Consider the following 2559-nt stretch of genomic DNA (forward strand, 5'->3'; position numbering starts at 1 on the left):
CGACGATGGTGCTCACGCTTGATCGGCCGCAGAAGGGAAACGCTTTGCGACGCCACGACACCGAAGCGCTGGCCGACATGGTCGAGCGTGTCGACGGCGGCGGCGACGAGCGCTGCATCCTGATCCGTGCGCGAGGAAAGGACTTCTGTACCGGGGCCGATCTGCACGCCGCCAACGCGACGGACACCCAGCCGCGGGTGGGTCACATGGTGCGCACCTTGGAGGCCGGGCCGCATCGGCTCATCGAGGCGCTGTGGAACACCCGCGTCCCGACGGTCAGCGCCGTGCAGGGCAGGGCGATGGGCCTAGGGCTGCACCTGGCGGTGGTCTGCGATTTCGTGCTGTGCACTCCCGATGCCGTCTTTGCCGAACCATTCTGTCGCCGCGGGTTTTCAGTGGATAGCGGCGGCTCGTTTCTGCTTCCCCGCCTCGTCGGTATCCGCCGGGCACGACAGATGCTGTTGCGCGGCACATCCGTCGACGCGGCGACCGCCGCGGCGTGGGGACTGGTCGACGGGGTGGTCGAGAACGCGGCGCTGCACGAAGCAGCGGCCGCGTTGGCGGCCGAACTCGCGGCGGGACCGACGTTCTCGCTTGGTCACACCAAGGAGCTGCTGAACCGTCGCGGGTCGACAGACCTCGGGGCGGCGCTGCGCGCCGAAGCCGATGGCGTCGAGGCGACGATCCGCAGCGCGGACTTCAAGGAAGGCATCCGCGCGTTCGTCGAACGCCGCGATCCGATCTTTACGGGGCACTGACAATGGACCTGGCGATCAGCGCGGAGCAGCGCGAACTGGCGCGAACGGTCGGCGCCTTCCTGGAGAAGCGCTCACCTGAGGCGCAGGTGCGCCGGTTGATGGAGGACGGGGCAGCGGCCGACCCCGACGTGTGGGCACAGATGGCCCAGCAGCTCGGGCTGCAGGGGCTGATCATCCCGGAGACGTACGGTGGCGGCGGATCCGGCTTTGCTGACGTGGCGTTGGTGCTCGAACAGATGGGCGCGGCGCTGCTGGTGGCGCCGTTTCTGTCGGCTGTGGTGTCTTCCAGCGCGCTGATGTTGTCTGACCGCAAGGAACTCAGGGCAGAGTATCTGCCGGGTGTGGCCGGCGGGGAGTGGTTCGGTACCCTCGCGCTGGCCGACGAGACGGGCCGCTGGGACGCCGAATCATGCTGCGCCTACGCCGATATCGACTACTGCGGATACCGCGTCAGCGGGGTGAAGAGCTACGTCCTCGACGGTCAATACGCCGACTTCTACATTGTGTCGGCGGGCACCGATGATGGGGTGCGGTTGTTTGTCATCGATTTTGATGCACCGGGCATCGGTGTGACGCCGCTGCAGCCGCTTGACCCGACCCGTCCCATTGCCCGGTTGACGTTCGATCGGGTGCCGGCGCGGCTGCTTTCGGCCGACCCGGGTCTGGTCGACCGGGTGCTTGCGATCGCCGCAATCGCGTTGGCGGCCGAGCAGGTTGGTGGCGCGCAGCGATGCCTGGACATGGCGCTCGACTACGCCAAAACCCGAATCCAATTTGGCCGGCCGATCGGCGGCTTCCAGGCGATCAAGCACAAGTGCGCCGACATGCTGGTCGCGGTCGAGTCCGCGCGCTCAGCCGCCTACCATGCCGCACGGGTGCTCGACGACGCGGCCGACGACCCGCGCGTGGCAGCCGCTGTGGCTCAAGTCCACTGCTCGCAAGTCTATTCGATGGTGGCGGGGGAAAACATCCAGATCCACGGCGGAATCGGGTTCACCTGGGAACACCCGGCCCACCTCTATTTGAGGCGAGCCAAGAGCTCCGAGAAGCTGTTCGGCGACCCCGCCGCACACCGCGAACGTCTGGCAACCCTGGTGGGGATCTGACCGACATGGCACTCGCCGAGTCACTGCGCGCCAGACTGGTCCTTCCCGCCGTCTGCGCACCCATGTTTTTGGTGTCGGGGCCGGAACTGGTTGCGGCGGCGTGCAAGTCGGGGCTCATCGGCGCCCTGCCGCGCCAGAACGCGCGCAGCCTACCGATTTTCGAGCAATGGCTGCGCAGCATCCGTGATGATCTTGAGGCGTTCGCCGCCGAGCACCCCGGCGCGCGCGTGGGCCCGCTTGCGGTCAATCTGGCTACCGGGTTCGACGACGATGAACTAGCGAATCACCTGGACCTGTGCGTGCGCTTCGGCGTCGACATCATCATCTCGGCGCAAGGTAACCCCGCTGCGCTGGCCGAGCGCGTGCACGACCGCAGTGGGTTGATCTTTCACGATGTGAAGTCAATGCGCTTCGCGGAAAAGGCGATTGCCGCCGGGGTGGACGGGCTGACCGAGGGCAACCCGCCGTCCTACACGGAGTGGGAGATCGCGCAGGTGCGGGCCGGCTACGCCCAGGGCGTGCCGGTCGCCCAGCTCGCCGTGCTGATCGGGCGTCCCATGTCTGGCGTCGCCTGCCTGGCGTCGCGGCTCGGCATCACGCACGCCAACAGCCCGCCCGACTGGACAACCGCCGAGCAGCAGCGCGCACTGGCGATGGCGGAGGAGGGCAGGCGCTACCGGCAGATCGCCGCCGCC

Annotated in this window: 2 protein-coding genes; both read left to right on the forward strand. The window is 67.8% G+C overall.

Going from position 1 to position 2559, the window contains the following annotated elements; all coding sequences use genetic code 11:
- The coding region (locus tag ACFE99_RS06175) for an enoyl-CoA hydratase/isomerase family protein (protein WP_375483422.1) at nucleotides 1-758 on the forward strand (758 nt) is incomplete at its 5' end.
- A 2-nt stretch (nucleotides 759-760) separates the two neighbouring features.
- On the forward strand, nucleotides 761-1864 hold the full coding sequence (locus ACFE99_RS06180; protein ID WP_375483424.1) for an acyl-CoA dehydrogenase family protein: 1104 nt from the start codon (nucleotides 761-763) through the stop codon (nucleotides 1862-1864).
- Nucleotides 1865-2559: the final 695 nt, after the last annotated feature.

It is taken from the genome of uncultured Mycobacterium sp. (assembly GCF_964249325.1).
Classification (GTDB): Bacteria; Actinomycetota; Actinomycetes; order Mycobacteriales; family Mycobacteriaceae; genus Mycobacterium.